General features: G+C 72.0%; 27 protein-coding genes and 1 pseudogene. 10 read left to right on the top strand and 18 right to left on the bottom strand.

Annotated features, from left to right (window positions below):
* Nucleotides 1-8 precede the first annotated feature (8 nt).
* Nucleotides 9-917 carry an NAD(P)-dependent oxidoreductase gene (locus tag ABT078_RS07030; RefSeq protein WP_351224665.1) on the bottom strand — a complete coding sequence of 303 codons (909 nt, stop codon included), beginning with the start codon at nucleotides 915-917 and terminating at the stop codon, nucleotides 9-11.
* A 153-nt stretch (nucleotides 918-1,070) separates the two neighbouring features.
* Between ABT078_RS07030 and ABT078_RS07025 the strand changes: the two genes are divergently transcribed.
* A complete protein-coding gene (locus tag ABT078_RS07025; RefSeq protein WP_351224663.1) occupies nucleotides 1,071-1,913 on the top strand; it encodes a PP2C family protein-serine/threonine phosphatase in 843 nt (280 codons plus the stop codon).
* A 52-nt stretch (nucleotides 1,914-1,965) separates the two neighbouring features.
* Nucleotides 1,966-2,961 carry an MASE1 domain-containing protein gene (locus ABT078_RS07020; RefSeq protein ID WP_351224661.1) on the top strand — a complete coding sequence of 332 codons (996 nt, stop codon included), beginning with the start codon at nucleotides 1,966-1,968 and terminating at the stop codon, nucleotides 2,959-2,961.
* 74 nt (nucleotides 2,962-3,035) lie between these two features.
* Here the strand turns inward: ABT078_RS07020 and ABT078_RS07015 are convergent, their stop codons facing one another.
* Together ABT078_RS07015 and ABT078_RS07010 are read right to left on the bottom strand one after the other, a co-directional pair.
* Nucleotides 3,036-3,398, bottom strand: a complete 363-nt coding sequence (locus tag ABT078_RS07015; protein ID WP_351224659.1) for a DUF952 domain-containing protein — start codon at nucleotides 3,396-3,398, stop codon at nucleotides 3,036-3,038.
* Between the two features lie 89 nt (nucleotides 3,399-3,487).
* Nucleotides 3,488-4,267: a DeoR/GlpR family DNA-binding transcription regulator gene (locus tag ABT078_RS07010; RefSeq protein WP_351224657.1), complete on the bottom strand. Its 780-nt coding sequence runs from the start codon at nucleotides 4,265-4,267 to the stop codon at nucleotides 3,488-3,490.
* Nucleotides 4,268-4,413: 146 nt separating this feature from the next.
* Between ABT078_RS07010 and ABT078_RS07005 the strand changes: the two genes are divergently transcribed.
* From ABT078_RS07005 to ABT078_RS06985, 5 genes are all read left to right on the top strand, one after another.
* On the top strand, nucleotides 4,414-5,298 hold the full coding sequence (locus tag ABT078_RS07005) for an SIS domain-containing protein (protein WP_351224655.1): 885 nt from the start codon (nucleotides 4,414-4,416) through the stop codon (nucleotides 5,296-5,298).
* 3 nt (nucleotides 5,299-5,301) lie between these two features.
* Nucleotides 5,302-6,174 carry a class II fructose-bisphosphate aldolase gene (locus ABT078_RS07000; protein ID WP_351224653.1) on the top strand — a complete coding sequence of 291 codons (873 nt, stop codon included), beginning with the start codon at nucleotides 5,302-5,304 and terminating at the stop codon, nucleotides 6,172-6,174.
* 232 nt (nucleotides 6,175-6,406) lie between these two features.
* Complete coding sequence (locus ABT078_RS06995; RefSeq protein WP_351224651.1) at nucleotides 6,407-8,398, top strand: GTP-binding protein; 1,992 nt, start codon at nucleotides 6,407-6,409, stop codon at nucleotides 8,396-8,398.
* Between the two features lie 45 nt (nucleotides 8,399-8,443).
* Nucleotides 8,444-9,682: a cytochrome P450 family protein gene (locus ABT078_RS06990; RefSeq protein WP_351224649.1), complete on the top strand. Its 1,239-nt coding sequence runs from the start codon at nucleotides 8,444-8,446 to the stop codon at nucleotides 9,680-9,682.
* A 122-nt stretch (nucleotides 9,683-9,804) separates the two neighbouring features.
* The gene (locus tag ABT078_RS06985; protein ID WP_351224648.1) at nucleotides 9,805-10,251 is read left to right on the top strand and encodes an SRPBCC family protein; all 447 of its coding nucleotides are present in this window, start codon (nucleotides 9,805-9,807) and stop codon (nucleotides 10,249-10,251) included.
* A gap of 276 nt (nucleotides 10,252-10,527) precedes the next feature.
* On the opposite strand, the gene ABT078_RS06980 is transcribed toward ABT078_RS06985, so the two are convergent.
* The 8 genes from ABT078_RS06980 to ABT078_RS06945 form a co-directional block, all read right to left on the bottom strand.
* Nucleotides 10,528-11,055: an SRPBCC family protein gene (locus tag ABT078_RS06980; protein ID WP_351224646.1), complete on the bottom strand. Its 528-nt coding sequence runs from the start codon at nucleotides 11,053-11,055 to the stop codon at nucleotides 10,528-10,530.
* Nucleotides 11,052-11,402, bottom strand: a complete 351-nt coding sequence (locus ABT078_RS06975; protein ID WP_351224644.1) for an ArsR/SmtB family transcription factor — start codon at nucleotides 11,400-11,402, stop codon at nucleotides 11,052-11,054. Before ABT078_RS06975 ends, ABT078_RS06980 begins: the two co-directional genes overlap by 4 nt.
* A 94-nt stretch (nucleotides 11,403-11,496) precedes the next feature.
* A complete protein-coding gene (locus tag ABT078_RS06970) occupies nucleotides 11,497-11,886 on the bottom strand; it encodes a hypothetical protein (protein ID WP_351224642.1) in 390 nt (129 codons plus the stop codon).
* 111 nt (nucleotides 11,887-11,997) lie between these two features.
* Nucleotides 11,998-13,044, bottom strand: a complete 1,047-nt coding sequence (locus ABT078_RS06965; RefSeq protein ID WP_351224640.1) for a PHP domain-containing protein — start codon at nucleotides 13,042-13,044, stop codon at nucleotides 11,998-12,000.
* A gap of 14 nt (nucleotides 13,045-13,058) precedes the next feature.
* Entirely contained in the window at nucleotides 13,059-13,427 is a 369-nt protein-coding gene (locus ABT078_RS06960) for a VOC family protein (RefSeq protein WP_351224638.1), read from the bottom strand.
* Nucleotides 13,428-13,487: 60 nt separating this feature from the next.
* Nucleotides 13,488-14,171, bottom strand: coding sequence for a glycoside hydrolase family 75 protein (locus ABT078_RS06955; RefSeq protein ID WP_351224636.1), 684 nt, complete (start codon nucleotides 14,169-14,171; stop codon nucleotides 13,488-13,490).
* A 33-nt stretch (nucleotides 14,172-14,204) separates the two neighbouring features.
* Nucleotides 14,205-14,690 carry an NUDIX hydrolase gene (locus tag ABT078_RS06950; RefSeq protein WP_351224634.1) on the bottom strand — a complete coding sequence of 162 codons (486 nt, stop codon included), beginning with the start codon at nucleotides 14,688-14,690 and terminating at the stop codon, nucleotides 14,205-14,207.
* Between the two features lie 69 nt (nucleotides 14,691-14,759).
* The gene (locus ABT078_RS06945; protein ID WP_351224632.1) at nucleotides 14,760-15,515 is read right to left on the bottom strand and encodes a LolA-like protein; all 756 of its coding nucleotides are present in this window, start codon (nucleotides 15,513-15,515) and stop codon (nucleotides 14,760-14,762) included.
* Between the two features lie 261 nt (nucleotides 15,516-15,776).
* On the opposite strand from ABT078_RS06945, the gene ABT078_RS06940 reads away from it, so the two are divergent.
* The 3 genes from ABT078_RS06940 to ABT078_RS06930 all read left to right on the top strand — a co-directional run bounded on the left by ABT078_RS06940 (nucleotide 15,777) and on the right by ABT078_RS06930 (nucleotide 19,433).
* Nucleotides 15,777-17,192, top strand: coding sequence for an NADP-dependent succinic semialdehyde dehydrogenase (locus ABT078_RS06940; protein ID WP_351224630.1), 1,416 nt, complete (start codon nucleotides 15,777-15,779; stop codon nucleotides 17,190-17,192).
* Between the two features lie 96 nt (nucleotides 17,193-17,288).
* The gene (locus ABT078_RS06935) at nucleotides 17,289-18,185 is read left to right on the top strand and encodes a substrate-binding domain-containing protein (RefSeq protein WP_351224628.1); all 897 of its coding nucleotides are present in this window, start codon (nucleotides 17,289-17,291) and stop codon (nucleotides 18,183-18,185) included.
* Nucleotides 18,186-18,224: 39 nt separating this feature from the next.
* Nucleotides 18,225-19,433 carry a threonine synthase gene (locus tag ABT078_RS06930; protein ID WP_351224626.1) on the top strand — a complete coding sequence of 403 codons (1,209 nt, stop codon included), beginning with the start codon at nucleotides 18,225-18,227 and terminating at the stop codon, nucleotides 19,431-19,433.
* 229 nt (nucleotides 19,434-19,662) lie between these two features.
* On the opposite strand, the gene ABT078_RS06925 is transcribed toward ABT078_RS06930, so the two are convergent.
* From ABT078_RS06925 to cbiQ, 7 genes and pseudogenes are all read right to left on the bottom strand, one after another.
* Nucleotides 19,663-20,049 carry a VOC family protein gene (locus ABT078_RS06925; RefSeq protein WP_351224624.1) on the bottom strand — a complete coding sequence of 129 codons (387 nt, stop codon included), beginning with the start codon at nucleotides 20,047-20,049 and terminating at the stop codon, nucleotides 19,663-19,665.
* A gap of 147 nt (nucleotides 20,050-20,196) precedes the next feature.
* The gene (locus tag ABT078_RS06920) at nucleotides 20,197-21,648 is read right to left on the bottom strand and encodes an FAD-dependent oxidoreductase (protein ID WP_351225056.1); all 1,452 of its coding nucleotides are present in this window, start codon (nucleotides 21,646-21,648) and stop codon (nucleotides 20,197-20,199) included.
* A gap of 15 nt (nucleotides 21,649-21,663) precedes the next feature.
* A pseudogene (locus tag ABT078_RS06915) lies at nucleotides 21,664-21,828 on the bottom strand (transcriptional regulator); the annotation flags it as partial.
* A gap of 146 nt (nucleotides 21,829-21,974) precedes the next feature.
* Complete coding sequence (locus ABT078_RS06910) at nucleotides 21,975-22,505, bottom strand: PadR family transcriptional regulator (RefSeq protein ID WP_351224622.1); 531 nt, start codon at nucleotides 22,503-22,505, stop codon at nucleotides 21,975-21,977.
* A gap of 32 nt (nucleotides 22,506-22,537) precedes the next feature.
* Nucleotides 22,538-24,553 carry an oxidoreductase gene (locus ABT078_RS06905; protein WP_351224620.1) on the bottom strand — a complete coding sequence of 672 codons (2,016 nt, stop codon included), beginning with the start codon at nucleotides 24,551-24,553 and terminating at the stop codon, nucleotides 22,538-22,540.
* A gap of 92 nt (nucleotides 24,554-24,645) precedes the next feature.
* Nucleotides 24,646-25,482, bottom strand: coding sequence for an energy-coupling factor ABC transporter ATP-binding protein (locus tag ABT078_RS06900; protein ID WP_351224618.1), 837 nt, complete (start codon nucleotides 25,480-25,482; stop codon nucleotides 24,646-24,648).
* Nucleotides 25,479-26,228 (bottom strand): cobalt ECF transporter T component CbiQ, encoded by a 750-nt coding sequence (gene cbiQ, locus ABT078_RS06895; protein WP_351224616.1) that lies wholly within the window; start codon nucleotides 26,226-26,228, stop codon nucleotides 25,479-25,481. Before cbiQ ends, ABT078_RS06900 begins: the two co-directional genes overlap by 4 nt.
* Between the last annotated feature and the right edge of the window lie 5 nt (nucleotides 26,229-26,233).

Raw genomic sequence — 26,233 nt, 5'->3', positions numbered from 1 at the left:
GGGCCCGCTCAGGCGTCCGGGCCGTCGAAGGAGGCCAGGTAGGTGGCGGCCATGTCGTCGTCGCCGTGACCGGTGCGTTCGGCGCGTTCGAAGCGGGCGAGGCCGGCCCGGGCGACGTCCATGCGGACGCCGGAGCGTTCGGCGGCTTCGGTGATGAGCCGCGTGTCCTTGAGGGCGTTGGTGACGGTGAAGGAGGGGGTGTAGTCACCGCTGAGGATCACCGCTGCCTTGGCGCGGAGATAGCCGTTGTCCAGGGCGCCGCCGGATACGGAGTCGAGGAAGGCCTGGGGATCGACGCCGAGGCCCCGGGCCAGCGCGAGGGTCTCGGCTGTGGCGTGCGTGAGCGCGGTGACCCAGTTGTTGAGGACCAGCTTGAGGCGGCTCGCCGCCGCCGTGCCGGCGTCCTCGCCCACCCAGGTCGTGCGGCGGCCGATCGCGTCGAAGACGGGGGCGAGGACGGCACGGGCCTTCGGCGGCCCCGCGGCCAGGACGAGAAGTTCGCCCGATTCGGCGGGCTGCCGGGATCCGAGGACCGGTGAGTCGACGAAGGTGAGGGCGTGTTCCCGCGCGAATGCGGCCAGTTCCGCCGTGGCGGTCTCGCCGACCGTGGCGGTCTGGGCCCACACCGTGCCGGGGGCGAGACCGGCGGCCGCCTCCCGCATAGCGCCCAGCACGCGCGGCCCGTCGTTCAGCACGGTCACCACCACGTCCGCGCCGGTGACCGCGTCGGCCGGCGAGTCCGCACAGTAGGCGCCGTCGGCCACCAGGGCCTCCGCCTTCGCGCCCGTACGGTTCCAGGCCCTGACGGGCAGTCCGGCGCGGAGCAGGCTCCGGGCCATCCCCGCCCCCATGATTCCCGTACCGAGCACCGCCACCGTGGGACGGGCCTCCGCGCTGTGGGTCCTGGGCGTGGTCACGTGAGCTGCCTCCCGGCTGTGTTGTTGCCCGCGGCTGGTGGGGAGATCGTAGGCGAGCGCCGTGCGCCGCCTCGGCAAGCGGCCTCCAGGACCCGGAAGTATGATGAACGTCGGTTCCGGCCGGCGCGAAACGGATGTACATCGGAGCGGTCAATGACGCGGCGTCGTCCACCGAGGTCGGCGAGCGCAGACGACCTCCTGATAACGCTCGGGCGTCTCACCGCACAGGCGCGGGAGAGCGCGGAGCTGCAGAGGGCCCGTGTGGATCTGGCCGAGGCGCTGCAGCGGGACATGCTCCCCGCGGCCCTGCCGTCGCTGCCGGGCCTGCGGACAGCGGCGCGGTACACGCCCGCGCGCGACGGACTCGACATCGGCGGCGACTGGTTCGACGGCTTCGTCATGCCCGACGGCTCGCTCGGGTTCTCCATAGGGGACGTCCAGGGTCACGACGTCGAGGCGGCCGCCTTCATGGGGCAGATCCGTATCGGGCTGCGCGCGGTCGCCACGGCCGCGACCGAACCCGGCGAAGTGCTGAGCCGGGCCAATGACCTGCTGGTCTCCGTGGCCCGCGAACTCTTCGCGACCTGCACCTTTGTCCGTTTCGATCCGGCGACCTGGGTCCTCGAGAGTGCCCGGGCCGGACATGTCCCCGCCGTCTGGGCCACGGCCGACGGCTGCTGCGGCGCCGCTCAGGACGACGGAGGGCTGCCGCTGGGCATCCAGCCGGGCGAGGGCTACCCGGTGACCAGACGCAGGCTGACGCAGGCGGGGGCGTTCGTCCTCCTCACGGACGGGGTGATCGAAGGCCCGACCGTCCCGATCGACACGGGCCTCGAGCGGGTGACCGGCCTGGTCGGTGCCGGGACGGGCGCCGGGGCCGGCGCCGACGAACTTGCCGCCGCGGTGATGACGGCGGCCGAGTTCACCGACCACACGGACGACGCCGCCGTCCTCGTCCTGTGCCACGACGCCTCCCCACCCGACGTCGTCGGCTGACGTCACGCCTGGAGAGTGTCTCGGCAGGCGGCCCTGCGGGGGACGTTGTGTGATGGCAGGTGTGGTCCGCACCAGGGAACTCCGGCACACCGGGGCAGTCGTCCTGCTCATGCTCTCCGTCGCTGCCGCCTACTACGTGGCGGGGCGCCTGGGGCTGACGCTGCAGGTGGTCGTCGAGGGTGCTGTGGTCACTCCGCTCTGGCCGCCCACGGGTATCGCCCTGGCCGCCCTGATCTGGTTCGGGCTGCGGATCTGGCCGGGGATCGCCCTCGGCACCTTCCTCCTCATCCTGGCTCTCGGCCCCTTCAGATCCTTCGCCATCGGCGTCCTCGCCGGGAACTGCCTCGCCCCGGTCTGTGCCTACCTGATGCTGCGCAGGGCGGGCTTCCGCGAGGAACTCGACCGACTCAGGGACGGGCTGTCGCTCGTGTTCCTGGGCGCCTTCGCCGGGATGCTGATCAGTGCGACCATCGGGACCGGCGCGCTGGTGGTCGCGGGCATGCTCGCACCGGGCAGCTTCTGGCCGATCTGGTCGGCGTGGTGGGCGGGCGACGCCATGGGCGTCCTCGTGGTCGCGCCGCTGCTGCTGGTGGCCCGGAAGGTGCGGTGGCCCTTGGACCTCCGTCCCGCGCGCTGCGCGGAGGCCGTGCTCCTCCTGCTCAGCGTCGCCGCCGTCACGTTCGTGACCACCACGAGCTCCCTCGCCGTGCTCTTCCTCGTCTTCCCGCTGCTGATCTGGTCGGCGCTGCGCTTCCAGCTCCCCGGCGCCGCCCCGTGCGTCCTGGTCGTGTCCGTGCTGGCCATCTCGGCGGCGACGGACCGGGCGGGGCCCTTCGCCGGGCACAGCCTCCTCGAGGTCATGGGAACTCTCCAGGCGCTCAACGCGTCCGCGGCCCTGACCGGGCTGCTGCTGTCGGCGATCGTGACCGAGCAGTACACCGTCCGCCGCAAGATCGAGCTGGCCTGTGCCGAGCTGGCCGAGGTGGTCGACCGGCTCTCGCCGGGCACGGCGGCCCGCAGACGGCCGCCGGACGACTCCCGCCGCTGAGCCCCCGCACCGGCGTGACCGCGGTCCCGCTCCGGTCCTGCCCGCCCGTCGCGCGCCCCGTCGCCTCGCGCTCGTCAGGCCCAGGGTGCGAAGCCCACCCCGCGCCCTTCCTCGTCCCGCTGGATCTCCAGCAGCCCTTCCACCGCTTCCCGGTCGATCGGCCCGTACACGTGCGGGAAGAGCGTGCCCGGGGCGACGCCCGGCGGTGGGGCGGAGCCGGCCGGCTCCAGGCGGACGGGACAGCGGAGTTTGGTCTCGTCGATGAGCAGGGCCATCAGCGGGCCGGGGGTTTCGCGGTGGTATGCGCTGACGACGGCGAGCGTCGTCGGCTCGTCGGGGGAGCAGTGGACGAACCCCTCGGCGACGAAGGACTTCGGTGCGTACGGCCGTTCGGGGATGGCGAGCCAGTCGTCGAGCGGGGCCACATGGATGATCACCGTTCAGTTATAGCCCGCATCGGACCGGCGCGGCCCGCGGGAGCCCCCGGCCCGGGGCGGGCCGGCCGTCGGGTCCCGTCGTGCGCTCGTCAGGCCCGGACCACGGCCACGCCTGCCTCCTCGAAGCGCGCGACCGTCTCGTCGGAGACGGCCGCGTCGGTCACCAGTGTGTCCACCTGGTCGGTGCCGCAGATACGGGCGAAGGCACGGGCCGCTAGCTTCGTCGAGTCGGCGGCGACCACGACCCGCTGGGCGCGCTCGCAGAGCAGCCGGTTGATCGCGGCCTCGTCCTCGTCGTGCGCCGCCGCACCGTGGACCACGTCGAAGGCGTCCACGCCCAGTACGGCGACATCCATGGTGATCTGGCTGAGCACTCCGTCGGCGAGCGGGCCGATGAGCTCGTACGACTGCGGGCGCGCCACCCCGCCCGTCACGACAATCTTGAACTGCGGCCGGATCGCCAGCTCGTTGGCGATGTTGAGGGCGTTGGTGACGATCGTGAGTGCGGGCGAGCCCGTGGCCAGGTCGGGTCGCGCGGCCAGCGCCCTGGCGACCTCCGTGGTCGTCGTGCCGCCCGTGAAGCCGACCGCTTCGCCGGGGGAGATGAGCCCGGCGACCGCCGCGCTGATGCGCTGCTTCTCCGCCGCGCGCCGGGACGTCTTGTAACGCAGGGGGAGTTCGTACGAGACCCCGTGGACGACCGCGCCCCCGCGGGTGCGTACGAGCATCTGCTGCTCGGCGAGCTGGTCGAAGTCGCGCCGGATCGTCGCGGCCGAGACGTCCAGCGCGGCCGCGGCCTCCTCGACGTCCAGCCGCCCCTGCTCGACCAGTAGCTCCAGCAGTGTTTTCCAGCGGGCGTCGCGGGACATCCACAGCTCCGTTCCTCGAATGCTCGACGTGACCTTAGCGCACGTCACTCTGCTCGAATGCTTGAAGCTGATTGAAATCTCGAGCTAAATTGCAGAAATACGCACGCAGTGTCGCGGGGCGTCGCACTCGAAAGGTGGAGCAGGGTATGAGTCATGTGGCGGAGGAGCTGGCGAGCCAGCCGGAGTGCTGGGAGCGGGCCGCGGAACTGGCGGCGAGCCGGGCGGGGATGCTCCCGGCGGCGGGCGAACGGGTGGCGTTCGTCGGCTGCGGGACCTCGCTGTTCATGAGCCAGGCGGCGGCCGCGCTGCGCGAGGGTGCGGGCCGGGGCGAGTCGGACGCCTTCGCGGCCTCCGAGTTCCCCGAGGGCCGCCACTACGACCGGGTGGTCGCCCTGACCCGCTCCGGCACCACCACCGAGGTGCTCGAACTCCTCGGCCGGCTGCGTGGAAGGACCCGCACCACCGCCCTCACCGCCGACCCGGCGACGCCTGTGACGTCCGCCGCCGACGACGTCGTCGTCCTCGACTTCGCCGACGAGAAGTCCGTGGTCCAGACGCGGTTCGCCACGTCGGTCCTCACGCTGCTGCGCGCGCACGCCGGACTGCACACCGACGCCGCCGTGGACGACGCCAGGGACGCGCTCGCCGAGCCCCTGCCCGACTGGCTCACCGGTTGCAAGCAGTTCACCTTCCTCGGCCGCGGCTGGACCGTCGGCCTCGCCAGCGAGGCGGCGCTCAAGGTGCGGGAGGCGTCGGCGTCCTGGGCCGAGGCGTACCCGGCGATGGAGTACCGGCACGGTCCGATCAGCGTCACCACCCGCGGCACGGCGACGTGGATGATCGGTGACGCGCCGTCGGGGCTGGCCGACGAGGTGCACGGCACCGGCGGGATGTGGGTGGCGGGCGGCCTCGACCCGCTGGCCGAGCTCGTACGGGCCCAGCGCCTCGCCGTCGCGGTCGCCGAGGCACGCGGCCTCGACCCGGACCGCCCGCGCCACCTCACCCGCTCCGTCATCCTCGCCGGGGCCTGACCGATGCCGCTGGCCGAAACCGGAACGCTGGTTGCCGAGGCCGCCGCGGAGCGCCGCGCGGTGGCCGCGTTCAACATCATCACGCTCGAGCACGCCGAGGCGGTCGTCGCGGGGGCGGAGTCCGCGGCCTCCCCGGTCATCCTGCAGATCAGCGAGAATGCGGTGAAGTACCGCTACGGACGCCTCCGCCCGCTCGCCAGGGCCGCGGTCGAGGCGGCCCGCGAGGCCGCCGTACCCGTCGCGCTCCACCTCGACCACGTCAAGAGCGGGAACCTGCTGCGCCAGGCCGCCGACGCCGGGTTCAGCTCGGTGATGTACGACGCGTCGCACCTGCCGTACGAGGAGAACCTCGCGGCGACCCGCGCCGCGGCCGAATGGGCGCACACCAACGGCCTCTGGGTCGAGGCCGAGCTGGGCGAGGTCGGCGGCAAGAACGGTGCGGCGCCCCTGGACGCCCACGCGCCGGGGGCCCGTACCGACCCGGACGAGGCGCGGGCCTTCGTCGAGGCGTCCGGCGTGGACGCACTGGCCGTCGCGATCGGCAGCTCCCATGCGATGACCTCCCGCACGGCCTCCCTCGACCACGAGTTGCTGGGCCGGCTCGACGGGGCGCTCGGCGTGCCGCTGGTGCTGCACGGCTCCTCGGGCGTCCCGGACGGGGAGCTGTCGGCCGCCGTGTCCGGCGGAATAGCGAAGGTCAACATCGGGACCGCGCTGAACATCGCGATGACGGCGGCCATCCGCGAGTATCTGGCGGCCCAACCCGACGCCGTGGACTCCCGGAAGTACCTGTCCGTCGGCAGGCGGGCGATGGCCGAGACGGTGACCGAGCTGATCGGGGTGCTGCGCGGAGCGGGGGAGCCGGTCGCCCCGTGACGGAGGCCTCCGGGCCCGGTGGCTCCGGTGACGGGAGGACTCGGGCCCGGTGAATCCGGTGACCGCCGACCGGGTGACCGCCGGCGGAAATTCGGTTGCCCGTCCCGCGGGGCGTCTGCTGCACTGCCGACACCAGCCGGGACCCGGCAACAGACCAAGGAGCGGGTAATGCGCACTGCGTTCATGTCCAACACGAAGGGAATTTCCGCCGATTCGAAGGACATGACACACAGTGCGCACACTGAACCTGGGAATTCTGGCGCATGTCGACGCCGGTAAGACGAGCCTGACCGAGCGGCTGCTGCACGCCGCCGGTGTCATCGACGAGATCGGCAGCGTCGACGACGGTAGTACCCAGACCGATTCACTGGAGCTGGAGCGGCAGCGCGGCATCACGATCAAGTCCGCCGTCGTCTCCTTCGCCATCGACGACATGACGGTCAATCTCATCGACACCCCTGGACACCCCGACTTCATCGCCGAGGTGGAGCGGGTGCTCAGTGTGCTCGACGGCGCCGTGCTGGTCGTGTCGGCCGTGGAGGGCGTGCAGGCACAGACGCGCGTGCTGATGCGGACGCTGCGGCGCCTCGGCATTCCGACGCTCGTGTTCGTGAACAAGATCGATCGCGGTGGGGCGCAGTACGTGGACGTGCTGCGGACCATGTCCACGGGACTGGACCCGGCGATCGTCGCGATGGGAGCGGCCGGCGGACTCGGCTCCGCCGACGCCCGGTTCACGCCGTACACCGGCGCCGACAGCGCGTTCACGGCCCGGCTCGCCGATGTGCTGGCCGACCACGACGACGCGTTCCTCGCCGCGTACGTGCGGGACGAGTCGGCCGTCTCGTACCGCAGGCTCCGCGACGAGCTCGCGGCGCAGACCCGGCAGGCCCTGGTGCACCCGGTGTTCTTCGGTTCGGCCATGACGGGCGCGGGCGTGGATGCGCTGATCGCAGGCATCAGGGAACTGCTGCCGGCGGCCGAGGGCGATGCGCAGGGTCCCGTGTCCGGCACGGTCTTCAAGGTCGAGCGGGGTCCGGCGGGGGAGAAGATCGCGTACGTGCGGATGTTCTCGGGCACGGTACGCACCCGGGACCGGCTGCCGCTGCGCGTCGGCGACGAGGGCAAGGTCACCGCGATCAGCGTCTTCGACCGCGGCTCGGCCGACCGGCGCGAGGCGGTGACGGCGGGGCGGATCGGCAAGCTGTGGGGGCTCGGCGGCATTCGAGTCGGCGACCCCGTCGGCGTGCCCCGCGCCTCGGACGCGGACCGGCGTCATTTCGCGCCGCCGACGCTGGAGACGGTGGTCGTGCCCTGCCGCCCCTGCGACAAAGGCGCGTTGCACACCGCGCTCACCCAACTCGCCGAGCAGGATCCGCTGATCGATCTGCGGCAGGACGACATCCGGCGGGAAGTGTCCGTCTCGCTCTACGGCGAGGTGCAGAAGGAAGTCATCCAGGCGACGCTCGCCAACGACTTCGGTGTCGACGTCACCTTCCGTGAGACGACGACCGTCTGTGTCGAGCGGCCGGTCGGTGTCGGTGCGGCCGTCGAGCTCAAGGAACAGAAGCCGGACAACCCCTTCCTCGCCACGGTCGGACTGCGGGTCGAGCCCGCGAAGGTCGGCGCCGGTGTGGAATTCCGGCTGGAGGTCGAGCTCGGGTCGATGCCGTACTCCTTCATCAAAGCGGTGGAGGAATCGGTCAGGGAGACCCTGCAGCAGGGTGTCTACGGATGGCAGGTTCCCGACTGCACGGTCACCATGACGCACTCGGGCTACTACGCGCGCCAGAGTCACGCACATGCCGTCTTCGACAAGAGCATGTCCAGCACTGCCGGCGACTTCCGCGGTCTCACCCCGCTGGTCCTGATGAGCGCGCTGCTCGAGGCCGGCACCTGCGTGCACGAGCCACTGCACCGCTTCCGGCTCGAAGTCCCCCCGGACACGCTCGGTCCGGTCCTCTCCGCACTGGCGCGAGACCGTGCCGTTCCGCAGGACACGGCGCTCCGCGGAGCGACGTACGTGCTGGAGGGAGAGGTTCCGGCGGGCCGGGTGCACGGCCTCGAACAGCGGCTGCCGGGTCTGACCCGCGGTGAGGCCGTACTGGAGTGCGCCTTCGAGCGGTACGCACCGGTCAGCGGCGCTCTTCCGGCCAGGCCGCGCACGGACCACAATCCGCTGGACCGCAAGGAGTACCTGCTGCATGTCGTACGGCGGGTGTGACAGCACGCGTCGTCCGCAGTCCCGTTCCGCCGAGACAGGAGACCGATGTCGAAGACCTCACCCACCACGCCGCACCGGATGGACCCCGCCGGAGGCTGCCCGCACGCGGACAACGCACGGCTGCTCGCGCGGGGAGCCGTGACCCCGGTCGTACTCCCCGGCGAGGTGGCGGGCATTGCCGTGCTCGGACACGACGCGCTAAGGGAGTTCCTCGCCCATCCGGACGTCGCCAAGGGCGCCGAGCACTTCACCGCCCTGCGCGAGGGGCACATTCCCGACGGCTGGCCCCTGATGACCTTCGCGACCGTGCAGGGCATGACGACGGCCGACGGCGCCGACCACCGGCGGTTGCGGGCGCTGGTGAGCAAGGCGTTCACCGCGCGCCGGGTCGACGAGCTGCGACCGCGCGTCGAGACGGTGACCGCCGAACTGCTCGACGGCCTGGAAGCGGCCGCGGCCGGGTCCGGCGGAACCGCGGATCTGCGGCGCCACTTCGCCATGCCGCTGCCGATGGGCGTGATCTGCGGGCTGCTCGGCGTGGACACCGAGTACGCGGACCGGCTGCACCGGCTGTCGCACAGGGTCGTCGCCACCGACATCGGACCCGAGGAGGCGATGGCGGCCAACAAGGAGCTCGTCGAGGTGCTCTCCGCGGTCGCCGCCGCCCGCGCCGCCGATCCGGGTGACGACCTCACCAGCGCACTGATCGCGGCGCGCGAGGAGGACGGCGACCGGCTCAGCCGCCACGAGCTGCTCGGCACCCTGCTGCTGGTGATCATCGCCGGGCACGAGACCACCCTGAACCTGATCACCAACGCCGTGCGCGCGCTGTGCGCCCACCGCGAACAGCTCGCCCTCGTGCAGGACGGGAAGGCGAGCTGGGCGGACGTGGTCGAGGAGACCCTGCGCTGGGACAGCCCGGTGAGCTACTTCCCGTTCCGCTATCCGACGAAGGACCTCACCCTCCACGGAACCGTCCTTCCCCGGGGCACACCGGTGCTCGCCGGATACTCGGCCGCCGGGCGCGACAAGGCCGCGCACGGCCCGGACGCGGACCGCTTCGACCTCACCCGCGGCACCGCGTCCCGCCACCTCTCGCTCGGCCACGGCCCGCACTACTGCCTGGGCGCCCCGCTGGCCCGGATGGAGGCGACCATCGCCCTGGAGCGGCTGTTCACCCGTTTCCCCGAGCTGGACCTGGCCGTTCCGGAGGCGGAACTGCCGCGTCACGCCAGCTTCGTGGGCAACAGCGTGGAGAAGCTGCCGGTGCGGCCACGCCCGTGAGCCGGCCATGACCCGGTCCCGGTACGCCGATGGCCGGCGCCGGCTCGCCCGGGCGCCGCGGCCCGGGGTCTGCGACCCTGAGGGGATGCCGGGGCACCGGCGCCGATCAGCAAGGAGAGACGATGGCTGGACAGTTCGAGGCGACCGTCGTGATCAACCGCTCTGTCGAGGAAGTCTTCGCCTTCCTCGCCGACGGCGAGAACGATCCGAAGTTCAGCCCGAGGGTGCAGAAGATGACGAAGACGACGGACGGCCCGACGGCCGTCGGGACCGTCTACCGCAGCAAGGTCAAGGACGCCGGGATGACGACGGACCGGGAGTTCCGGATCAGTGCCTTCGAGTCGCCGCGCAGGATCCGCTGGACCGAGATCTCGAAGAACCTCGTGACCGCTCCCGAGGGTGGTTACGACCTGGAGGCCGTCGACGCCGACCGGACCAGGCTGAGAGTGTTCAACACCCTGGAGGGCCACGGCCTGGGCAAGCTGCTCGTCGGGTTGGCCCTGAGCGCCGCGCGCAAGGACGCGGACGCCTTCGCGCACCGCATCAAGGCGGCCGTCGAGGCATCCTGACGCGGCCCCGGCCCAGGGCAGCCTGGTCGACGGCTGGATCGAGTTCGGCATCGTCATCGTCGTCGGCCTGGCGCGCAAGAAGTTGCTCGTCTGCGGAGCAGGGGAGCGGGACCGGGGCTGGGTCGCGGCGGCCCTCCCGAATCGAGGGCTCTGCCTCCGTGTCCGCTTCCCCCGCGCCCGGGCGGGCGCGGGGGAAGCGGACACGCGTTCGGCGCCACGGCGGCAGCGGCGGTCCGGGGATGTCGTGTCACCCCCACGCGGCTGAGCTGAGCCCCCTCACGCGTCCTGCTGCGGCGCGCCCGGGATCTCGGCCCCCGACGGCATGCCCGCCGCGACGTAGGCGTCGTAGTAGGGCTGCCACGGCTCGGCCGACTCGCTGTGGGGGCCGCCGGCCCCGGTCCCTGCGAGGTGCTTGTCGAGCTCGCCGAGGCAGACGCTCCAGCCCGCGGCGTTGCGGGCCGCGGTGTTCTCGGCGCCCAGGACGTTGGTCAGCGTCAGCCGGCACCCCGAGTCGCCCTCCGGCGCCACCTCCAGGTGGATCTCGTCGCCCTCCCAGGTGAAGGCGAGCCGGTGCGGCGGCTCGAAGACGAGCACGGTCCCCGTCGTCGCGTACATGTGGGGATCGTCGGAGAACTCGATCTTCCCTCCGGCATGCGGCTCCAGCCGCACCGTCGACGGGAACCAGTGGGCGAGGCCCTCCGGCTCGGAGACAGCGCCCCAGACCCGCTCGACGGGGTGCGCGTACGAGCGCTGGAACTGGACGGCCGGACGGCCGTCGAAGGTGATGAAGGTCCCGCGGTTCATGATGGCTCCTCTGTGCGTTCGCCGCCGCCGCCGTCGACCTGACCGACCTCGTCGAGGTAGCGGTCGAGTGCGTCGAGTCGTTCGTTCCACAGACGCCGGTACGGCGCGAGCCACGCGTCCAGCTCCGCGATCGGGCCGGGCTCGATCGCGTAGATGCGCTGCTGCGCCTGCTTGGTCACCCGGACGAGCCCGGCCTCCCGCAGCACCTTCAGATGTTTCGACACATTGGGCTGGGACTGCCCGAGCACCTCGACCAGCTCGCCGACCGCCCGGTCGCGGTCGCGCAGCAGATCGAGTACGGCCCGCCGGTGGGGATCCACCAGGGCCGCCCAGATGGCGTCTGTCATGGCTCGAATATGCGCCACTGGTTATATGTCTGTCAAGGCATGTAGGGGGGGCGCTCGCCCGCCGTCTCCTCCTCACGGCGGGCGAGCGCCCAGGTCAGGCGCCCTTGGCGGCAGGCGAATCGAGACGCAGTCGCAGCTGCTTCTCGCCGTCGCCCGAAACCTCGTGCTCCACCTCGACCGCGAAGCCCGAGGTGAGCGCCTTGGCCAGCCGGTCCACCGCCGGATACGAGCCGGACAGCTCAGCCGCCACGGGCTCGCCGAGCGCCGTGGGGGCCATCGGTCCTGCCGTGTCGGCGGGCGACACGTCATAGGTGGCCATCCAGATCGTGGGGTGGTCGCCCCGGCCCTGCCGGTGCGGGTGCTCCTCGGCGTCCCGATCGCAGGGGTACGCCGTGAGCAGCGCGCCGAAGACGGCGTCCGCGTCCTCCGGTGCGCCGCTGAGCTGCACCGATACTTCCTCGCCGTGCTTGTCCGTCGCGGTCACGCTGATCCCTGTCCTCTCATGCCCTGGGGCCTCACTCTCCAAGGTCCCACCTCGCGCGCCGCACAGCACGAGCAGAGCCTCGTCCGGGTGGCGGCGGCCCGGGACGGCTGCTCAGCGCTGCGCCGGCACCTCGCGGGTGCGCGTCCACCGCAGCAGCTCCTCCGCGGACCATGTGCTGATCACGCGCGCCTCGGGCACCCCGCACTCCTCCGCCCGTGCGCAGCCGTTGATCTGCCAGTCCAGCTGACCCGGAGCATGGGCGTCCGTGTCGATCGCGAAGAGCGTCCCCGCGTCGACCGCCCGCCGCAGCAGCTGCCGCGGCGGATCCAGCCGCTCCGGACGGCTGTTGATCTCCACCGCCGTCCCGTGCTCCGCACACGCGGCGAAGACCTCCTCGGCGTCGAACTCCGACTCCGGCCGGCCCTGTCCGCCGTCACGTCCCGTCAGCAGCCGCCCGGTGCAGTGCCCCAGCACGTCCACCAGCGGATTCACGACCGCGGTGATCATGCGCCGCGTCATCGGCCGTGCCGCCATGCGGAGTTTGGAGTGCGCGGATGCCACCACCACATCCAGCCGGTCCAGGAGTTCCGGCTCCTGGTCGAGCGAGCCGTCGGGCAGGATGTCGCACTCGATCCCGGTCAGCAACCGGAACGGCGCCCAGGTGCGGTTCAGTTCCGCCACGACGTCCAGTTGCTCCCGCAGCCGGTCCGCCGTCAGCCCGCGCGCGACCTTCAACCGCGGTGAGTGGTCGGTGAGCACGGCCCACTCGTGGCCGAGCGCCGCCGCGGTCCGGCCCATCGCCTCGATCGGACTGCCCCCGTCCGACCAGTCCGAGTGCAGATGGCAGTCGCCGCGCAGCGCGGCGCGGAGCCGCGTCCCGGCATCGCCGTGGACGGGCTCCGCGCCCGGCTCCTCCTCCAGCCGCCGCAGATACGCAGGCACCTCACCGGCCAGAGCCTCCCGCACCACCTGCGCGGTCTTCGGTCCGAGCCCTCGCACCGCCTCCAGCGATCCGGCCGTGGCACGCTCCCGCACCGCGTCCTCGCCCAGTGCCGTGACGGCCGCCGACGCCGTACGGAAGGCCCGTACCCGATAGGTCGGAGCCCCGGAGCGCTCCAGCAGGAACGCGATCCGGTCCAGTGCCTCCACAGGGTCCATGGCGGTTCGGTCTGCTACGTCCCGAGCACCGACAGGACGTTGCCCGCCGGGTCCTTGAACCAGGCGATCTCCGGGCCCCGGCCGCGATGGATGCCCTTCTCGTCCTGCTCGAAGCCCTCGTAGCGCTCGAATGTCACACCGCGCGCGACGAGTTCGCCGACGACCCGGTCGATGTCGTCCACCGGGAAGTCGAGAAGGGTGAACGCCGCGGGCGTGTGACCGTCCTTCGGGTACACCGGCACGTTCGTGTCCCCGGCGAGGTGCAGCGTCAGCAGTCCGTTGTCCTCGGAGACGCGCAGACCGAGTGTGCCGCCGTAGAACTGCTTCGCCTTCTCGAGGCCGTCGACCGAGAAGCCGCTGAATTCCCTGTTGTCACCCAGCACGGTCCGTCCCTCCGTCGTCCCTGCGGCACCGTGCTCCCATGGTCCTCCGGGGGCCGGTCATCAGCGACCGACGAAATCGCGCGCCAGCCGGTTGCCCAGGGCGACCGCGGCACTGTGGGACTCGACCGGTGAGACCTGCGAGTCGCGGAACACGATGTACGTGACACCGGAATTGACGCCGCCGGTCTGCGGATCGGGATCGATGCCCAGCGCGTCGGCCGTGGCCCACGAGGCCTCGCCGATGATCTTGCTCGGTCCGACGTCCCCGACAACCGCGTACACCACTCTGCCGCGGTAGATGACGGCCGCGACGCTGCCGGCGCGTATGCCGGAGTCGCGGTAGTCCCAGCGCGAGCTGGGTGTCGGGACCACGATGAACGGGATGAACTCGGAGCTGAGCGGATCACCCTCGGAGTCCAGGACCGCCGTCGCGTCCTGGAAGTAGGGGTCCGTGTCGCTGTTGCACTCCTCCGTGGGCCATCCGTCGCAGTCGATGTCCATGTCCGCCTTCCAGAACACGGCATCGCTCGTGCCGCACACCGGGACATCGGCGGGCTCGTCCGCGTCTATTCGGTACCGGCCGTCAGATATTCGGTCACAGTCGCCGACCTGGGCCAGTAGCTCTGCCGCGCTCACCGAACCCTCGTAGTACGCACGGGTGGAGGCGGAGGCGGAAGCGGGGAGAACGGTGGCGGCGAGCAGCGCCGCACAGGTGGCGGCGACCGCCTTGGAACGATGGGGCACGGGGTATGTCCTTCGCTTCGGGCGCGGCCGCTCTCAGCGGCCGTCGCGTATGTGGTCGCGTATGTGATGACCGAGGCGGTCCAGAAAGATCCGCTGTCCCGGGACGAGCAGCTCGGCCGCACGCTCCAGGGAGAACCAGCCGACCCGGTCGACCTCGGGGAACTCGCTCAGCACGCCGGACCGCGGCGGCCATTCCATGGTGAAAGTGCCGGGAACCACCCGGTCGGGGTCGAGGTCGCCCTCGACCGCCCAGACGGTGACGACCTTGCCGCCGGGCTGGCGGCTCTCGCCGAGCGCCACACGGTCCCCGTCGGGCACGGGCAGTCCGAGCTCCTCCTCGAACTCGCGGAGCGCGGCGGCCTCCGGCCCCTCGTCGGGGCCGTACTCCCCTTTGGGGATCGACCACGCGCCGGCGTCGCGGGCCGCCCAGAAAGGACCGCCCATGTGCCCGATCAGCACCTCGACGTCAGGACCTTCGACCCGGAAGAGGAGAAGACCAGCGCTCTGCTTGCCCGACATGCCGTCGAGTCTGCTGCCGGCCTTCCGCCGCCGCCATCGCTGCCGAGCGCTCCGATCGGCGGGAGCGGCTCAGTTCTCCTGCTCGGACACCCGGGAAATGTCCACGGACTTGTCCGCCGGGGGAGTGGCGGAGGGAACCGGCTCGTCGTACGCGGAAAGGGTGATGCTCGCCTTCGCCGATCCCGCTGTCGTCTCCAGCCGCACCGGATAGGGCTCGCCCTCGGTGGCGACGTACATCGTCGTCGTCCTCCCCTCCCGCTTCCCGGTGACCGTGATGACGTCGACGCCGTCGATCTTCGTGGTCCCGCCCTTGGTAAGTGGGACCTTCATGTCGGGGGAGTCGGCGATCGAGTTCAGCAGACGGTCGAGGTCGCACACGTCGGCCATGCTCTTGAGCATGCTGTCCTTCGTGCTTCCGCGCAGGTAGCGGTCCTTGAAGAGCTCCGCGGCCTGCTCACCGGCCCCGGGCACCTGACTCTTCCAGAAGAGCTCGTCCGGCTTCATCCACACGGTGTCGCCGCGCTTGATGATCTCGACGGAGCCCTTGGCGCCGGTGCTGACCGTGCCCGCGCAGTTCCCGTCGCGGTCCATCGTGAGATCGAGTTCGCTGGTGGAGCCCGCGGGGCGCAGATCGCCCTCCGTGCTGATGTGCACCGACGTGGCGCTCAGCATGGCCTCTTTCGCCCGGTCGGAGATCTGCTGGGCGCTGAGGGATTCGATGTCGTCCTCCGCGTGGGCCGGTGCGGTACCCGCGAGTGCCACCGCGACCATGACCGCCACGAGCGCCTGTACGGGCGTCCGTGCGGTGGGACGATGTCCGGTCACGCCGCTCGCCTCCCTGGCGTGTGATCCGTACCTGACGAGCGTACGTCGGCGGGCTGCGCCGCGCCCATCCGGGGGACGCTGCCGCCGTCGCACCCGTCCGTCCTCACCCGGCCCGCGCCCCGGCCACCGATGTCCGGGGTGCGCGCCTTCGGCGGAATCCCGCTGGGCTTCGACGGGAACCACCGCGGCCGCCGCAGCCGCGTTGCGCCACAGCCCTGGGCGCGGCAGGGTCGTAGGTGCGAGTCCAAGGAGGACACAGCCATGCCCATCGCCACGGTGAATCCCGCGACCGGCGAGACGCTCAAGACCTTCGAAGCACTCGGGCCCGAGGCGATCGAGAGCCGCCTGGCCGCCGCCCACGAGGCGTTTCTGCAGTACCGCACCACCGGATTCGGCGAGCGTGCGCTGCTGCTCAAGAAGGCCGCAGGGCTCCTGGAGAAGGACCAGGAGGACATTGCGCGGACCATGACCACCGAGATGGGGAAACCGATCACGGCCGCGCGGGCCGAGGCGGCCAAGTGCGTCAAGGCCATGCGCTGGTACGCCGACCACGCCGAGGAACTCCTCGCCGACGAGCCCGTCGCGGAGGCCGACGTGAAGGACTCGGGCGCCGCCGTCGCCCACGTCCACTACCGGCCGCTCGGCGTCGTCCTGGCCGTGATGCCGTGGAACTTCCCCCTCTGGCAGGTCGTGCGCTTCGCCGCCCCCGCGCTCATGGCGGGCAACACCGGACTGCTCAAACACGCGTCCAACGTCCCGCAGACCGCCCTCTACCTGGGCGATCTCTTCCACCGGGCCGGCTTCCCCGAAGGCTGCTTCCAGACTCTGCTGATCGGCTCCGCTGCGGTCGAGGGCGTCCTGCGCGACCCGCGGGTCGCCGCCGCCACGCTCACCGGCAGCGAGTCCGCCGGTCGGTCGGTCGCATCGGTCGCCGGCGACGAGGTGAAGAAGACCGTCCTGGAGCTCGGCGGCAGCGATCCGTACGTGGTGATGCCGTCCGCCGACGTCGACAAGGCCGCCAGGACCGCGGTCACCGCGCGCGTCCAGAACAACGGCCAGTCCTGCATCGCGGCCAAGCGCTTCATCGTCCACGAGGACGTGTACGACACGTTCGTCGAGCGGTTCACCGCACGTATGGAGGGGCTCACGGTGGGGGACCCCCTCGAGGAGTCCACCGACGTGGGCCCCCTCGCCAGCGAGCAGGGCCGTACCGACATCGAAGAGCTCGTCGACGACGCACTGCGCCTCGGCGCGCACGCGCTGTGCGGCGCCGGCCGGCCGGGGGAGCAGCCGCGCGGCTGGTTCTACCTCCCGACCGTCCTCACCGGGATCACCCCCGAGATGCGGATCCACCAGGAGGAGACCTTCGGTCCCGTGGCCACCGTGTACCGGGTCGGAGACCTGGACGAGGCGGTACAGGTCGCCAACGACTCACCCTTCGGGCTGAGTTCGAACGTCTGGACGCGCGACGAGAGCGAAGTGGGCCGATTCGTACGGGATCTGGAGGCGGGCGGCGTGTTCGTCAACGGGATGACGGCGTCGCATCCCGCCATGCCGTTCGGCGGCGTGAAGCGCTCCGGGTACGGCCGCGAGCTGTCCGGCCACGGCATCAAGGAGTTCTGCAACACCACGACGGTCTGGCGGGGCACGGCACCAGAGCCCGCCCGGGCCGGCTGACCCCGGGAGCGGCAGGTCCGCCGTTCGAGACTTCCGATCCTTGGGCAGGAAACCCCTCGCATCCACCAGTGGGCGAGGGGCAGGAGCACACGGATCATGGAGCGGCAGACGGACTGGCAGTTTCTCGACGACCGCGGCCACCTGGCGACGGCGCCCCGGTGGCCGCGCAGAGCCGTCGCGTACATACAGGCGGGAGCGAGCCTCTGGGACCACGGCGTACTGCCCGCCGGACTGTTCGGGTCGAACCACGACGGTGACGGACCCGACCCGGTGAAGGCGGGAGGACTTCCGCTCGACGACATCGCGTACCTCGGCTCCGGCACCGCGCTCGACGCCGATGCGCTGCTCGGCGCCGACGCCGATCTCGTCGTCGCCGTCAGCTACGGCGGGGCGCAGGTCTACGGGCTCGACCCCGACGCGGCCAAGCACCTCGAGGAGCGCGTGCCCCTGGTCGTACTCGACGTGGGACAGGGCCGCTCGCTCGCCTCGGTCCGCGCCCGCTTCGCCGAACTCGCCCACGCGCTGGGGGCCGACGGGGAGCTCGCCATGGCCGGCCCCCTCGCCCGGGCGGAGGCCCGGCTGCGCGACCTGGCGGCGGCCGGGGCTCCCGATGCGCGTCCTGTGCTGCTCGCGCTGTCGCCCTCATCCGCGGACAGCGCGTATCTCGCGAAGCCCTACTCCTGGCCGGACCTGCGGGAACTCGCCGGCTTCGGCCTCGATCTGGTCGACCCGCAGGGCGGTCCGAGCACCAACTGGTGCACGGCCGACTGGTCCGGCGTCGCCGCACTCGGCCCCCAGGTCCTCCTCGTGGACGTGCGAGCCAACGCCTATCCGCTCGCATCCCTGCGCACCGAAGCGGCCTGGCGGTCCGCCGCCTCCGGGGCCCGCATCGTGCCGTGGAACCCGGAGGCCCCGTGCAGCGCGGGCGCGCACGTCCGGTTCTACGACCAGGTCGCGGACGCGGTCGAGGCGGCACGCGACGCGCGTCCCTGAGCCCGTACCGGACGGGCCCGTCTGACATGATCGCGTCCCATGGAGCAGCAGTCGGCACCCTCGCTCGCCACGGCCCAGCGGTCCCTGTACGACCCCCGGGTACGCCATCCGCTGCGGCCGCCGCTGACCAGCGGGTGCCCGCGCACGTCCACCGGCGACACCGCCTACCCGCTGGACATCGACTACGCCTACGACAGCACCCCGGCCGATCTCTTCCGCCGCCCTGCCGCGCACGGCCTCGAACGCTGGGCCCCGCTGCTTCCGCCGCTCGTCGCACCCGGCCTCGGCGAGGGCCACACCCCGCTCGTGACACTGTCCGACGGTGTCCTCGTCAAGGACGAGTCCCGCAACCCGACATGGAGCCACAAGGACCGCCTGAACCGCGTCGCCGTCAGCGCCGCGGTCTTCTCCGGCGCCCGGGGCATCGTGGCCTCGTCGTCCGGCAACCACGGCGCGGCAGCGGCCGCGTACGCGGCCCGCGCCGGGCTGCCGTGCGTCGTGTTCACGTCCCCGTACGTGCCGCCGGCCGTCGCGTCCTTCGTGCGGGCGTACGGGGCGACCGTGCTCACCGTTCCCGTCGACACCGTACGACCGCTGATGCGCCGGATCATCGACGAGTTCGGTTACCAGCCCGTGAGCAACCTCACCGAAACCGGCCACACAGGCCACCCGTTCGGGCCGGAGGGCTACAAGACGATCGCTTACGAGATCTTCGTCGAGCTGGGCGCGGTCCCCGGCGCGGTGTTCGTGCCCACCGGCTACGGCGAGCTCCTCTTCGGCGTCTGGAAGGGCTTCCACGAGCTGACCCTGCTGGGCCTCGCTGAGCGCACGCCGCGCCTCTACAGCTGCGAGCCCGCGGCCGCCGGAGCGCTCGCCGCGGCGCTCCGCAGCGGCCTGCCCGCCACCCGGGTCCCCGTCGGCCCGACGGACGCGTACGCCATCGACTGCGAGACGGGCGGCTACCGCGGAGTCGTCGCCGTCCGCGAGAGCGGCGGCGCCGCCCTGACGGTCACCGACGCCCGGATGAGCGAGGCCCGTGCCGAACTCGCCGCTCAGGGACTGTGGGTGGAGCTGTCCGCCGCGGCGGGACTCGCGGCCCTCCGCGCCCTGCGGGAGCCCGTCGAGGGCCCGGTGGTGTGCGTCGCGACGTCCAGCGGTTTCAAGGACATCGCCACGGGGGCGCGAGACCACGCGCCCATGGACCCGGACTGGAAGCAGATCGCGGGCATGCTGCGCTCGGCCACCTGACCTGGTCCCGCTCAGCAGGGGCTCCCACCGACGACGAGTGCCGGTGCTCGAGCTGAGCCGTTGGCTGCGAGGAGCGACAACCGGTGCGGTCGGTGGCGGACCACCCGCAGGCCGTCCACGCACTCCCCTTCGGGCCCCGTCCGTGCTCTCGTCCGGATGTGCGGGGGTGGCAGTCGGCCGACGGTGCCGGTGGAACAGCCAGGCTGCGAGGTCGGTCCGAGGCTGCCGGTCACTGCGACGCGTGACGGACCAGGCAGAACGGATGCCCGGCCGGGTCGGCAAAGACGCGCCAGCCCCGCCCGTCGGGTCCGCGGTCCAGAACCGTCGCACCCTGGGCCAGGACTTGCTCCTGGGCCCGATCCAGGTCCGACACGCCGAAGTCCAGGTGGAACTGCTGGGGTCTGGCGGGGTCCCGCCACCGTGGCGGCCGGTAGTCCGCTGCCCGTTGGAAAGCGATCACCAGTCCGGTCGGCGTGTGCAGCGTGGCCCAGTCGTCGCCGAGCGCCCACCGGCGGTCCTGCCGATCGACGGTCCCGCCGAGCAACTGGTGGTAGAACCCGCGGAGTTCCCTGGGCTCGGCACAGTCCAGCACCACGCACTGCAGGTCAGCGATCACGGGTAGATCCTAGGCAGCCGCCGGCGTGTACTCGCCCTTGGGGCTGCCCAGGGTCAGGGCCGTGTCACCGGGGCTTCGACAATCCGTGCGACCGCGACCGCGACCGCGACCGCCACCGCGACCGCGGCCGTGACCGCGCCCGTGCTGTCAGCCCTCGCGCGGCGTCGGCCCGCTCGTCGGCTCGCGTGTCATCGGGGGCTCGACGGGTGCCTGCGCGGCAGGACGGAGGAGCACGGCCCGCACCACCTCCGGAGCGAACAGCGAGGTGAGCGGTGAGGCCAGGGTCAGTACGGAGCGGAAGGCGGCGCCCACGACGGGGTCGGTGGGGTAGCGCTCCTGGACGCGGCGCAGATACCAGCCGACCGGCCGGTCCAGGGTGCCGCTGGCGAATGCGTTCCCGACGGCCCCCGGCATCTTCCTGTCCGCGCCCGACGAGATGTCCCACGCCTGGCGCGACGCATCGAAGAGTGCCTGCTGGACCCGGCGTGTCGTGGGTGTACGGCGTGGGTCGGCCAGCGCGTCGCGCAATGCGACGGCGCTCATCGCGGCGACGGCCATGCCCTGCCCGTAGACCGGGTTGAACGTGCACAGCGCGTCGCCGATCGCGAGGAAGCCCGCGGGACGGCGGCCCGGACGGTCGTACCGGCGGCGGAGGTTCGTGGCCGACCGATAGCCGAAGAGCGGTGTCAACGGTTCCGCCTGGAGCAGCCAGTCATGGATGAAGGGATGCGGCAGCCGGGCCGCGAAGGCGATGAACCCCTCCTCGTCCGTGGGCGGTTCCAGACCACGCACCCCTGACAGGACCACGAGATGGGTGCCGTCCTCCAGGGGGATCACTCCGCCGCCGTACACCTGCGAGGGGTTCGGGATGACGTAGTAGGCGAGCGCATGGGTGCCGAGCTGCTCACCCTTGTCGCGGTAGATGCGCGAGGCGTAGGCGAGACCGGTGTCGATGGTCTCCTCCTCCGGGGCCTCGGCGCCGATCGCGCTCAGCCACTGGCCGGCGCGCGAGCCGCGGCCGGACGCGTCCACGACCATGTCGGCTTCCAGGGTGCGAGGTTGCCCCTGGGCCGTCCTCGCAGCCTCACCCCGCTCGCGCAGCAGCACTCCCCGAACGCGTGAGGCGTCACCGGTCAGTCCGACGGCCTCCGTCGACGTGACGGTCGTGACGGCGGGGTTGGCCAGCACCCGCTGCCGCACCAGATGCTCGATCTGGGCCCGGGAGCCGGTGTAGAGGTACGTCGTCGGGTCCGTGCGGCGAAACCAGCGGCCCAGTTGCCACTGCACCATGTCCGACGGCATCCCCACCCGGGGCGCCCCCGCGGCCCTCAGCTCGGCCATGAATCCCGGCAGCAGGGAGTCCAGGGCCAGCTGGCCCCCCTCCAGCAGCACATGGGCGTGGCGGCCCTGCGGCACGCCGGGGCGCGGCTGTGGGTCCTTGGGGAAGCGGTCGCGCTCGACGATCGTCACCTTGTCGGCGTGTCCGGCGAGAACATGGGCCGCGAGCAGTCCCGCGAGGCTTCCCCCGATGACGACGGCGTGGCGCCCGGAGGCTCCGCTGTGCTGCCAACTACCCGTCCCTTGTGCGTGGTTCACGATGTCCGCCCCTCGTGGTCAGCGAGTCGATCCAGGCCGACCAGTATCTCCGGCCCGCACCGGCAGATCACGGGCGCCGAGCCGTAGGTGCTCGATGTGGTGGACGGCCTCGTCCAGGAGTTGGGCGACGTGCTTGTCGTGGAACCTGTACTCGATCCGGCGCCCCTGGCGCGTGCCGGTGACGGGCGGGTGGCGGGGCTCCTTCTGAGACCGTCCGGCGTCCGAGGACGGACGCTCCTGCCGGCCGGGCGGTGTGGGGTCGGCCAGAAGCCGGTCCGGCGTTTCCGGACGGACGTCCGGGCCCACCCGGCGCTACCGGGCGGGCCCCGTCAACCCCCCAGTTCCCGCAGCGCCTGCGTCAGCCATTCGATCCAGAACCGCTCGAGATCGATCCCGCCCCGCAGCACGACATGCCGCAGCCGGTCCTCGACCGAGTCCCGCTCCGGCGGGAAGTGGCGCTTCTCGATGTCGAGGTACTCGGTCAACTGGCGCTCGTGCAGGGAGAGATGACGTCGCAGCTCGGCCTCCAGGCCCTCCGTCCCGACCACGGCCGCCGCCCGCATCCGCAGCAGCAGCGCGTCCCGGATCGGTTTGGGATCCTCGGTCCTGCCCACCCACGCGGTGAGCTCCGCGCGGCCCGCGGGCAGGACCTCGTACTCCTTCTTCTGTCCGCGCGTGGGCTGCGCGGCGGGCAGGGCGCGGATGTGCCCCGCCTCCTCCAGCTTCCCCAGCTCCCGGTAGATCTGCTGGTGCGTGGCCGACCAGAAGTATCCGATGGACCGGTCGAAGCGACGGGTCAGCTCCAGTCCCGACGACGGCTTTTCCAGCAGGGCGGTGAGGATGGCGTGCGGGAGTGACATGACCGCATCCTAAGGACGGGCGACCGGGGCGATCAGATCGCCGCCGCCAGCCGTGTGCCCTGGTCGATGGCGCGCTTCGCGTCCAGCTCCGCCGCGACGTCGGCGCCGCCGATGAGGTGCACGGTGTGTCCCGCCGCGCTCAGCTCCTCGTACAGATCGCGCCGCGGCTCCTGTCCCGCGCACAGCACGATCGTGTCCACGGCGAGCGTCGCGGGTGTGCCGTCGACGGTGATGTGCAGACCGTCGTCGTCGATCCGGTCGTACGTCGCCCCGGCGACCATCGTGACCCCGCGGTGCTTGAGTTCGGTGCGGTGGATCCAGCCGGTCGTCTTGCCGAGCCCCGCGCCGACCTTGGTCGCCTTGCGCTGCAGCAGATGCACCGTGCGCGGCGGCTCCGGCCGCTCGGGGGTCCGCAGCCCGCCCGGCGTGGCGTAGGCGGTGTCCACGCCCCACTGCCGGAAGTACGTCTCGGGATCCAGACTCGCCCCCTCGCCGCCGTCGGTGAGGAACTCCGCGACGTCGAAGCCGATCCCGCCCGCGCCGACGATGGCCACGCGCTCGCCGACCTTCGCCCCGTCGCGCAGGACATCGAGGTAGCTGACGACGCTCGGATGGTCGGCACCCTCGATCGCGGGCGTGCGGGGCGTGACCCCGGTGGCGACGACGATCTCGTCGTACCCGGTGACCAGCTCCGGCGTGACCGGCGTCCTCAGCCGCACCTCCACACCGCGCAGCTCCAGCTGCGTACGGAAGTAGCGGAGCGTCTCCTCGAACTCCTCCTTGCCCGGCACCCGCTTGGCGATGTTGAGCTGTCCGCCGATCTCGTCCGCGGCGTCGAAGAGCGTCACCTCGTGCCCGCGTTCGGCGGCCGACACCGCGAAGGCGAGTCCCGCCGGTCCTGCGCCGACGACGGCGAGGCGCTTGCGCAGCCGGGTGGGGGCGAGGACCAGCTCGGTCTCGTGGCAGGCACGCGGGTTGACCAGGCAGGAGGTGATCCTGCCGCTGAAGGTGTGGTCCAGGCAGGCCTGGTTGCAGCCGATACAGGTGTTGATCGTCTCGGCGCGGTCCTCGCGCGCCTTCGCCACGAAGTCCGGGTCGGCCAGGAAGGGCCGCGCCATCGACACCATGTCGGCGCGTCCCTCGGCGAGCAGCCGTTCGGCCACCTCGGGCGTGTTGATGCGGTTGCTGGTGACGAGCGGTACCGACACCGAGCCCATGAGCTTCTGCGTCACCCAGGTGTAGGCGCCGCGCGGCACCGAGGTCGCGATCGTCGGGATGCGGGCCTCGTGCCAGCCGATACCGGTGTTGATGATCGTCGCGCCGGCCTCCTCGATCTCCTCGGCGAGGGCGACGACCTCCTCCAGCGACGAGCCGCCCGGCACCAGGTCGAGCATCGAGAGGCGGTAGATGATGATGAAGTCCTCGCCGACGCGCTCGCGCGTGCGGCGGACGATCTCGCGCGGGAAGCGGGTGCGGTCGGCGTACGAGCCGCCCCAGCGGTCGTCCCGGCGGTTGGTGGCGCTCGCGATGAACTCGTTGATGAGATAGCCCTCGGAGCCCATGATCTCGACGCCGTCGTACCCGGCGGACTTCGCGAGCTCCGCCGCCCGCACATAGTCCTCGACCGTCCGCTCGACGTCCTCGTCGGTGAGGGCACGCGGGACGAACGGGCTGATGGGGGCCTGGAGCGCGCTGGGCGCGACCAGCTGGGGGTGGTATGCGTACCGGCCGAAGTGCAGGATCTGCATCGCGATCCGCCCGCCCGCCGTATGCACCGCCTCGGTGATGGTGCGGTGCTGCGCCGCCTCCTCCTCGGTGGTGAGCTTGGCGCCGCCGTCGTACGGACGCCCCTCCTCGTTGGGGGCGATACCGCCGGTGACGATCAGGCCGACCCCGCCGCGTGCGCGGGCGGCGTAGAAGGCGGCCATCCGCGCGAAGCCGTTCTCCGCCTCCTCCAGGCCGATGTGCATCGAGCCCATCAGCACCCGGTTGGGGAGCGTCGTGAACCCGAGGTCGAGCGGGCTCAGCAAGTGCGGGTACAGGGTCATCCGGCGCCTCCTCGCGCATGTCGTCGCCCCCTTTGTAGACGCCGGCAGCCCGTTGTGCAACAAGTTGCACAACGGGCTGGGCGTGATGTGCGCTACGCCGGCACCGCCCAGCGGTCCAGTTCCTCCGGGGTGCGCGGCCCCGGAGTGTCCCCGGTCAGCAGGCCGTGCGCGCGCAGGACCTCCGCCGCCGCCAGCGCCCACGGCCTGCGCAGCCGTGCCGCGTCGAGCAGCTCCCGGTCGGCGAGGAGCGCGGAGACCGCTCCCGTGCGCAGGCCCGCGGGCGACAGGACGGCCGCGTCGTCCGCCCAGCGCAGGGCGAGATCCACGTCGTGCGTGGCCATCACCACGGTCGTGCCCGCTTTCCGGAGCCGGTCCAGCACCTCCAGGAGCCGCTCCTGGCCGTGCGGGTCGAGGCCCGCGGTGGGCTCGTCCAGGATCAGCACCCGCGGCCGCATCGCCACCGCACCCGCGATCGCGGCCCGTTTGCGCTGGCCGTACGAGAGGAGATGCGTCGGCCGGTCCTCGAGCGCCGTGATGTCCAGGGCCTCCAGCGACTCGGCGACCCGCGCCCGTACCTCGTCCTCCGGCAGCCCCAGATTCATCGGCCCGAAGGACACGTCCTGACCGACGGACGCCGCGAACAACTGGTCGTCCGGGTCCTGCACGACGAGCTGCACGGCCGTCCTGAGCCGGGTCAGCCCGGCGCGGTCGTACGACACCGGCTCGCCGTCCAGCAGCAGCCGGTCCCGCCCGCACCGCAGCCCGCCGCTCAGCAGCCGCAGCAGCGTCGTCTTGCCGCTGCCGTTGCGGCCGAGCAGCGCGAGCGATCGCCCGGCTGCCACGGCGAAGTCCACTCCGGCGAGCACCTGCGGTCCCTCGGCGTACGCGTACCCGGCGTCGACCAGCTCCACCACGGGAGACTCGCTCATAGGACGGACCTTTCCAGTACGAGGGTGAGGGCGACGATCCCCGCGAGGAGCCCGCCGGTCGCGGCCAGGAATCGCGCGGACACCGACGCCTGCGGCACCAGGACCCGCAGCGTCCCGTCGTAGCCGCGTCCTGCGAGCCCCGTCTGGAGCCGCTGGGCCCGGTCGAAGGCGCGGACGAACGCGGTCGCCCCGAGACCCGCGAGGGAACGCCACGTCGCCGCGCGGGAGGTGTGGCCGAGCCGGGCCGCCTGAGCCTCGCGGATCCGGCGCAGCGAGTCGAGGAGCAGAAAGCTGATCCGGTACATGACCAGCGCCACATCGACCACCGGTGCCGGCACGCCCGCGCGCACCAGCCGGGGCAGTACGTCGGACACCGGCGTGGTGAACGCGAACAGCAGCACCCCGAGCGACGCCGCCGACGTCCGCAGCAGCAGCCGCCCCGCGTGCAGCGCCCCGTCCGGCGCGAGCGCGACGAACCCCTCGGGCCCGCCCACCGCGAACAGCAGCGGCACCGCCCCCGTCGCACAGAACCCGAGCGGAATGCGCCACGCCCGCCACAGCAGCCGCGGCGTGACCCCGGCCGGGCCGAGCAGTACGGTGACGGCGGCGGCCGCGACCAGCACGGCGCCCGGCCACGGCGGCAGCGAGATCGCACAGACCGTCAGCCCGAGCCCGAGCACCGCCTTCTCGCACGGATGGCGGCGGCGCCAGCGACTGCTGTGCGCCGCCGCGTCGATCGGCAGCATCCGCG

Source organism: Streptomyces sp. NPDC002133 (genome assembly GCF_040296405.1).
Taxonomy (GTDB): Bacteria; Actinomycetota; Actinomycetes; order Streptomycetales; family Streptomycetaceae; genus Streptomyces.
This window is presented reverse-complemented; position numbering and strand designations above follow the sequence as displayed.

What these genes read in the sequence shown, in the direction of transcription:
- ABT078_RS06975 (WP_351224644.1), bottom strand. Translation starts at nt 11,402, where the DNA reads ATGACAGACGCCATCTGGGCGGCCCTGGTGGATCCCCACCGGCGGGCC.
- ABT078_RS06990 (WP_351224649.1), top strand. Translation starts at nt 8,444, where the DNA reads ATGTCGAAGACCTCACCCACCACGCCGCACCGGATGGACCCCGCCGGA.
- ABT078_RS07010 (WP_351224657.1), bottom strand. Translation starts at nt 4,267, where the DNA reads ATGTCCCGCGACGCCCGCTGGAAAACACTGCTGGAGCTACTGGTCGAG.
- ABT078_RS07005 (WP_351224655.1), top strand. Translation starts at nt 4,414, where the DNA reads ATGAGTCATGTGGCGGAGGAGCTGGCGAGCCAGCCGGAGTGCTGGGAG.
- ABT078_RS06965 (WP_351224640.1), bottom strand. Translation starts at nt 13,044, where the DNA reads ATGGACCCTGTGGAGGCACTGGACCGGATCGCGTTCCTGCTGGAGCGC.
- ABT078_RS06910 (WP_351224622.1), bottom strand. Translation starts at nt 22,505, where the DNA reads ATGTCACTCCCGCACGCCATCCTCACCGCCCTGCTGGAAAAGCCGTCG.
- ABT078_RS06935 (WP_351224628.1), top strand. Translation starts at nt 17,289, where the DNA reads ATGGAGCGGCAGACGGACTGGCAGTTTCTCGACGACCGCGGCCACCTG.
- ABT078_RS06930 (WP_351224626.1), top strand. Translation starts at nt 18,225, where the DNA reads ATGGAGCAGCAGTCGGCACCCTCGCTCGCCACGGCCCAGCGGTCCCTG.
- ABT078_RS07000 (WP_351224653.1), top strand. Translation starts at nt 5,302, where the DNA reads ATGCCGCTGGCCGAAACCGGAACGCTGGTTGCCGAGGCCGCCGCGGAG.
- ABT078_RS06940 (WP_351224630.1), top strand. Translation starts at nt 15,777, where the DNA reads ATGCCCATCGCCACGGTGAATCCCGCGACCGGCGAGACGCTCAAGACC.
- ABT078_RS06905 (WP_351224620.1), bottom strand. Translation starts at nt 24,553, where the DNA reads ATGACCCTGTACCCGCACTTGCTGAGCCCGCTCGACCTCGGGTTCACG.
- ABT078_RS06950 (WP_351224634.1), bottom strand. Translation starts at nt 14,690, where the DNA reads ATGTCGGGCAAGCAGAGCGCTGGTCTTCTCCTCTTCCGGGTCGAAGGT.
- ABT078_RS06985 (WP_351224648.1), top strand. Translation starts at nt 9,805, where the DNA reads ATGGCTGGACAGTTCGAGGCGACCGTCGTGATCAACCGCTCTGTCGAG.
- ABT078_RS07020 (WP_351224661.1), top strand. Translation starts at nt 1,966, where the DNA reads ATGGCAGGTGTGGTCCGCACCAGGGAACTCCGGCACACCGGGGCAGTC.
- ABT078_RS07025 (WP_351224663.1), top strand. Translation starts at nt 1,071, where the DNA reads ATGACGCGGCGTCGTCCACCGAGGTCGGCGAGCGCAGACGACCTCCTG.
- ABT078_RS06980 (WP_351224646.1), bottom strand. Translation starts at nt 11,055, where the DNA reads ATGAACCGCGGGACCTTCATCACCTTCGACGGCCGTCCGGCCGTCCAG.
- ABT078_RS06900 (WP_351224618.1), bottom strand. Translation starts at nt 25,482, where the DNA reads ATGAGCGAGTCTCCCGTGGTGGAGCTGGTCGACGCCGGGTACGCGTAC.
- cbiQ (WP_351224616.1), bottom strand. Translation starts at nt 26,228, where the DNA reads ATGCTGCCGATCGACGCGGCGGCGCACAGCAGTCGCTGGCGCCGCCGC.